The 5,361-nt window shown below is 59.9% G+C and carries 6 protein-coding genes; 4 read left to right on the top strand and 2 right to left on the bottom strand.

The genetic code is table 11. The annotated features are described in order from the left end of the window. Positions 1-99 precede the first annotated feature (99 nt). Positions 100-759, bottom strand: coding sequence for a glutathione S-transferase (locus tag QMX98_RS32085; protein WP_282411946.1), 660 nt, complete (start codon positions 757-759; stop codon positions 100-102). Positions 760-884: 125 nt separating this feature from the next. Here QMX98_RS32085 and QMX98_RS32080 point away from each other — a divergent pair, with 125 nt between their 5' ends. The 3 genes from QMX98_RS32080 (at position 885) to QMX98_RS32070 (ending at position 4,686) form a co-directional block, all read left to right on the top strand. Next, positions 885-1,169, top strand: coding sequence for a hypothetical protein (locus QMX98_RS32080; RefSeq protein WP_010465083.1), 285 nt, complete (start codon positions 885-887; stop codon positions 1,167-1,169). Positions 1,170-1,404: 235 nt separating this feature from the next. Continuing rightward, positions 1,405-1,650: a TIGR02647 family protein gene (locus tag QMX98_RS32075; protein ID WP_010465085.1), complete on the top strand. Its 246-nt coding sequence runs from the start codon at positions 1,405-1,407 to the stop codon at positions 1,648-1,650. Between the two features lie 192 nt (positions 1,651-1,842). Then, on the top strand, positions 1,843-4,686 hold the full coding sequence (locus QMX98_RS32070) for a class I adenylate cyclase (RefSeq protein ID WP_282411945.1): 2,844 nt from the start codon (positions 1,843-1,845) through the stop codon (positions 4,684-4,686). A 5-nt stretch (positions 4,687-4,691) separates the two neighbouring features. Here QMX98_RS32070 and rnk read toward each other — a convergent pair whose 3' ends face one another. Further along, complete coding sequence (gene rnk / locus QMX98_RS32065) at positions 4,692-5,102, bottom strand: nucleoside diphosphate kinase regulator (RefSeq protein ID WP_010465090.1); 411 nt, start codon at positions 5,100-5,102, stop codon at positions 4,692-4,694. On the opposite strand from rnk, the gene QMX98_RS32060 reads away from it, so the two are divergent. Next, on the top strand, positions 5,101-5,361 hold a 261-nt coding region (locus tag QMX98_RS32060), incomplete at its 3' end, for a hypothetical protein (protein WP_282411944.1). The genes rnk and QMX98_RS32060 overlap by 2 nt on opposite strands.

Raw genomic sequence — 5,361 nt, 5'->3', positions numbered from 1 at the left:
TCCTACGGGATCTGTGTCGCCCCGCAATTGCGCGAACGACACCGATCCCGCAGGAGCGAGGCTTGCCCGCGAAGACTGACTCAAGAACGCTACAAAACCCTACTTCTTGGAAGCGACCATCGCCATAAACGCCGGCATCGCCGCTTCCTTGTCCGCCGCAATCCGCTGCACGTTCGGGTTCTGCTCCAGTCGCTCCAACAGCGCCCTGGCCGCCGGCATCTCGGCCAGCAGATCGATATCGAACAGCTTATGCGCCACCGCACAGGCCAGTGGAACGCTGTACAGGAAGTACAAATCCGCAATGCTCAGACTGTCCCCCGCCACATAAGGGGCGAACTTGCCGTGCCTGCCCAACGCGGCAAAGCCTGCCAGCAGCTCGGTCTTGGTCTTGTCCTTGATCGCGTCCGGCACCTGCATGCCGAAAAATGCCTGGGGATAACAGGCGCGAGCCGGCAACTCGATGTACAACTCGATTTCCTTGGCCACTGCCAGCACTTGCGCCCGCTCGAACGGGTCGCTCGGCAGGAGCGGTATACCGTTCTGACTTTGCTCGATGAACTCGAGGATTACCGCGGTTTCATTGATGAAACCCTGCTCGGTGCGCAAAACCGGCACCTTGCCGCGCGGACTGATGGCCAGCGAGTCCGGGCTTGTGCCGGCATAAAACGGTACTTCTTCAAACGGCACGCCCTTCTCCAGCAGCGCCAGCTTGACCATGTTGTAGTAGTTACTGACGGAAAATCCATAAAGCTTGAGCATCACAAAGCCTCCAGGCCGTGCGGGGTTGGCAGTGCCTGTTTATAGAACGCCTAAGCGATTCCTGCCAGCAGCATCACAGCGCTGAATGCAGGTAAACTGGCCGCCTTAAACTTGAGGAGCCTGCCATGAGCGAGCCAACTGATATCGATAGCGACGAAGAAGAATTCACCGAAACCACCCTGATCGAAGCCATCGAAAACCAGATCGAAAGCGACAACCCGCCTGCGGCCAAGGCCACGTTCAACAAGCTGACCCTGGTGGGTTACGAGCGCGAGGAAATCCTCAACCTGATGGCCCATGTGCTGGCGGTAGAAATCGACGCAATCCTCGAAGAAGACCGCGCGTTCAACACCGAATGGTATGAAACCGCCCTGCGTGCATTGCCAGAGTTGCCGCCGGAAAAGAAGTAACCCCGATTCCGTAGGAGCGAGGCTAGCCCGCGAAGGATGCGCTGAAGTTTTTCCAGACAAACCGTGTCATCGCTCTTGGCGGGCAAGCCTCGCTCCTACGCACCCCGCTGGCGCACCACCCTGCGGGGAATGCATCCCGAGGCGAAAAAACCCTGTCGCGAGCACTGGACATGCCGCACGAGTGGGCTCACCTTAGGGGCGCTGTCGTCCAATTCCTAGAAAGTCTGGAGTCCTTATGTCGCTTACCCCTGAGTTGGTTGCCGAACTGGAAATCCTCGCACTCTTCAACCTGGACAGTTCCCAGGAAGGTTTGAAAATTCATCAGACCGCTGCCCCGAAAGCCATTGCTGCCGCCCAAAGACTGTTCGACAAAGAACTGATCACCCAGCCAGATGGTGGTTATCTGACCAGTCTGGGTCGTGACGCCGCGCAAAATGTGCAAACCGTTCTGACCATTCTCAACGTCCAGGAAACAGCCTGAGCATTACCGTAGCGCCCACGGAAACCCCTGCTACGGGATTTCCGCGGGCACACTTTGTGGCTTGACGTCGCCTTGCGGTAGAAATCTGGCGTCAAAAATACAAATTCAGCTTAAAAGTCCCGCGTCCGAGGCGCTAAACTGTCCCCATCCGCAGACCCCACGTCCGAGCTTCGCGAGCCGGTTTGAGCTGACATGACCCGCACCCATGAAATCCGCCCCGATCTGGACGAGGGAATCGACCGCAAGGTTCTCAGCCAGCTGCGCGCTCGCTTTCTGAAGCTCAACGAAGGCCGCATGGCCCGTGCCATGGAAGGGCTGTCGCCCCGCCAACAAACGGTGCTGACGCTGCTGCCGCTGTTTTTCCACGTGAATCACCCGCTGTTGCCAGGATATGTGTCAGGCAGCACGCCGGCCGGGCTGTCGAATTTCGAGCCTGACGCCAACGCCCTCGCCGAAGCCCAGCGCCTGACCCGATCGTTTTCCTATAAGCCACGCCACGGCAGCAATCCACCGCGACCGATCCACGGACTATTCCTGATGGGCAGTCTGGGCACCCTGGCCCAGGCCGATCAAAGCGACATGGACGTGTGGGTCTGTCACAGCCCGGACTTGAACGAGAACGAACTCGCCGAGCTGCGCAAAAAGTGCCAGTTGCTTGAGGCCTGGGCCGCCAGCCAGGGCGCCGAGGCGCATTTCTTCCTGATCGACCCGGCCCGCTTCGTGCTCGGCGAGCGCGATACGCAATTGAGTTCGGAAGACTGCGGCACGACCCAGCACTACCTGCTGCTGGATGAGTTCTACCGCACCGCAATCTGGCTGGCCGGCCGCACGCCAATCTGGTGGCTGGTGCCAGTCTACGAAGAAGCCGCCTACGACCGTTACACCCACACGCTGCTGTCCAAGCGCTTCATCCGTGCGGACGAGTCGCTGGATTTGGGGCATCTGGCCTATATCCCGCCGGGGGAATTCATCGGCGCCGGGCTCTGGCAGTTGTTCAAGGGCATCGAGTCGCCCTACAAATCCGTGCTCAAACTTCTGCTGATCGAGGTGTATGCCAGCGAACACCCCAAGGTCCATTGCTTGAGCCTGCGCTTCAAGCAGGCGGTATTCGCCAATCAACTGGACCTCGACGAGCTCGACCCCTACATCGTGGTCTACCGACGCATCGAGGAATACCTCACCGCGCGGGGCGAGCCGGAGCGCCTGGAGCTGGTACGCCGCGCGTTGTACCTGAAGGTCAACCGCAAGCTCACCGGCAGCAGTCGCACCCAGAGCTGGCAACGTTCGCTGCTTGAGCGCCTGGCTCACGAATGGCACTGGGATCAGCGGCAGCTGGCGCTGCTCGACAGCCGCAGCCAATGGAAAGTCCGCCAGGTCAGCACCGAACGCCGAGCCCTGGTCAATGAACTGAACTACAGCTACCGCTTCCTGACCCAGTTCGCCCGCAACGAGCAAACCGCCAGCCTGATCAACAAACGCGACCTCAACGTGCTGGGTCGGCGGCTGTATGCAGCCTTTGAGCGCAAAGCGGGCAAAGTCGAGTTCATCAACCCCGGCATCGCCCCGGACCTGGCCGAAGACACCCTGACCCTGGTGCAGGCGCCCAACAAGAAAGAACCCGGGCAAACCCAGTGGGGCTTGTACAACGGCAGCCTGGCAGCCCACGAGTGGGAACATTTCGCGCCGATCAAGCGCAGCCGCCAATTGCTGGAGCTACTGACCTGGTGCCACCGCAACGGCGTGATCGACAGCAGCACCCGCCTCGCCTTGCACCCAGGCACCAGCGATTTGAGCGAGTTCGAACTGTTCAACCTGCTTGGCAGCCTGCAACAAAGCATCGCCCTGCCGTTGGCGACGGTTGCCGAAGAGCCCTTGCTGCGCGCCAGTGTGCCGAGTGAAGTGCTGATCCTGGTAAACGTCGGCGTTGACCCGCTCAAGCATCACCGCGACCTGAATATCCTGATGACCACCGAGCGCACCGACTCCCTGAGCTACGCCGGTGTCCGGGAAAACCTGGTGCTGACCCTGGACCAGGTCACGCTCAACAGCTGGAACGAAGTGTTGGTCAACCGGTACGACGGCCCCCACGCCCTGCTCGACTGCCTGCGCGATTACCTCAACAACTTGCCGAACGGTCTACAACAACCCCGTTTGAGGGTGCGTTGCTTCTGCCACAACCGGGCGCAATTCATTGCACGGCGGGTCGAAGAGGTCCTCGATACGGCGCAGAACCTGCTGCTGAGCCAGCTCAATCATCGCTACCTGCTACAGGTCCAGCAGCATTACCACGTGCTGGAGTTGGTGCCCGGCCAGGTCAATCACGTCGCCCTCGCCACGCTGCCGGCGCTGTTCGATTACCTGGGCGAAGAACTGGCGAGCTACAGCCCGCTGCACTTGGACCCGATGGCACTGGAAGACCACGACCTGGCGCTGATCCTGCCCATGGGCCAGCCCGAATGCATTCAAGTGTTCTACCGAATCACCGAACAGCAGGCGGAGCTTTACGTACTGGATGAATTCAATGCCCTGTGGCAGCAGCGCTTGCCCTATCACGACGAACAAAGCCTGCTGGTGCCACTGCAACGGTTCCTGCAATCAATCCAGTACCGACGCGACGCGTTGTTGCCGATGAACGCCGCCCAGCCCCTGAACCTCGACACGTTGTATTACCAGCTATTGCCGTCAGGTCCTGGCCGGGCGCGTCGCGTCGAAGCCCGGCCGGCGCCGCAAACCCCGATCAATAAACCGTTCTACGACGTGCAGGCGATCATCGGCAAAGCCGCGCCGGGACAGGTGCAGGTCACGTTGTATTGCAATCAGCGGGAGTTTTCAGAGCTGGAGTATGGCGACCTATTGTTCAGCGTGGTCGCCCAGGAAATCGTCGAGCAGCGCCGGGAAACCGAGCGCTATCGCTGCTACATCACCGACCTGGACTTGTCGGGCCTGCTCGGTGATGGTCAGGGTTCAAGCAATTTGTACTTGCGCTACAAGGCCGACTTGGAGCGCGCGTTGAATGAGGCGCTCGAGCAGGTCTAAGCGGTTTACTCCGGAAAATGACCGCCCCCGGCCGGCTGGGATTCAACTTCCAGCAGGGTCAGTTTGAGGGTTTTGCCGCCTGGTGCTGGCCAGTCGATGTGCTGGCCAACTTTAAGGCCGAGCAGCGCGCTGCCGACCGGCGCCAGAATGGAAATCTTGCCTTCGTCGGCGTTGGCGTCCTTGGGATAAACCAGGGTCAGGTGATAGTCCTTGCCACTGCCTTCTTCGCGGCAATGCACACGGGAATTCATGGTGACGACATCGGCGGGCACTTCTTCGTGACCGACCACGGTATCGGCGCGATCCAGTTCGGTTTGCAGCGCAATGACGCCCGGCAGCGTGTCATCCAGGCTGTCGATCAGGCGCTCCAGACGTTGCACGTCCAGACGAGTAAGGGTGATGGAAGGTGTGGTCATGATTGAGGCAGACTCCTTTCTTCTGCACAAAAAAAGCAAAACCCCGCCAGAAAAAGGCGGGGTTTTCACGAGCCTCGATGGGTTGAGGCGTTTCTGGACACTATCACAGCTCAATAAATATACAAGTGAGCGGCGACCACGCACCTGCGCTGACATTTTTGAGAGAGGCTTGCCTGTGGCGAGGGAGCTTGCTCCCGTTCGGCTGCGCAGCAGTCGTAAGCTTTTTGGGGCCGCTTCGCAGCCCAGCGGGAGCAAGCTC

The sequence above is a fragment of the Pseudomonas sp. PS02303 genome (assembly GCF_029959925.1).
Lineage (GTDB): Bacteria > Pseudomonadota > Gammaproteobacteria > Pseudomonadales > Pseudomonadaceae > Aquipseudomonas > Aquipseudomonas mandelii.
This window is presented reverse-complemented; position numbering and strand designations above follow the sequence as displayed.

Coding starts and splice junctions, on each gene's coding strand:
- QMX98_RS32080 (WP_010465083.1), top strand. CDS start 885: ATGAGCGAGCCAACTGATATCGATAGCGACGAAGAAGAATTCACCGAA.
- QMX98_RS32070 (WP_282411945.1), top strand. CDS start 1,843: ATGACCCGCACCCATGAAATCCGCCCCGATCTGGACGAGGGAATCGAC.
- rnk (WP_010465090.1), bottom strand. CDS start 5,102: ATGACCACACCTTCCATCACCCTTACTCGTCTGGACGTGCAACGTCTG.
- QMX98_RS32085 (WP_282411946.1), bottom strand. CDS start 759: ATGCTCAAGCTTTATGGATTTTCCGTCAGTAACTACTACAACATGGTC.
- QMX98_RS32075 (WP_010465085.1), top strand. CDS start 1,405: ATGTCGCTTACCCCTGAGTTGGTTGCCGAACTGGAAATCCTCGCACTC.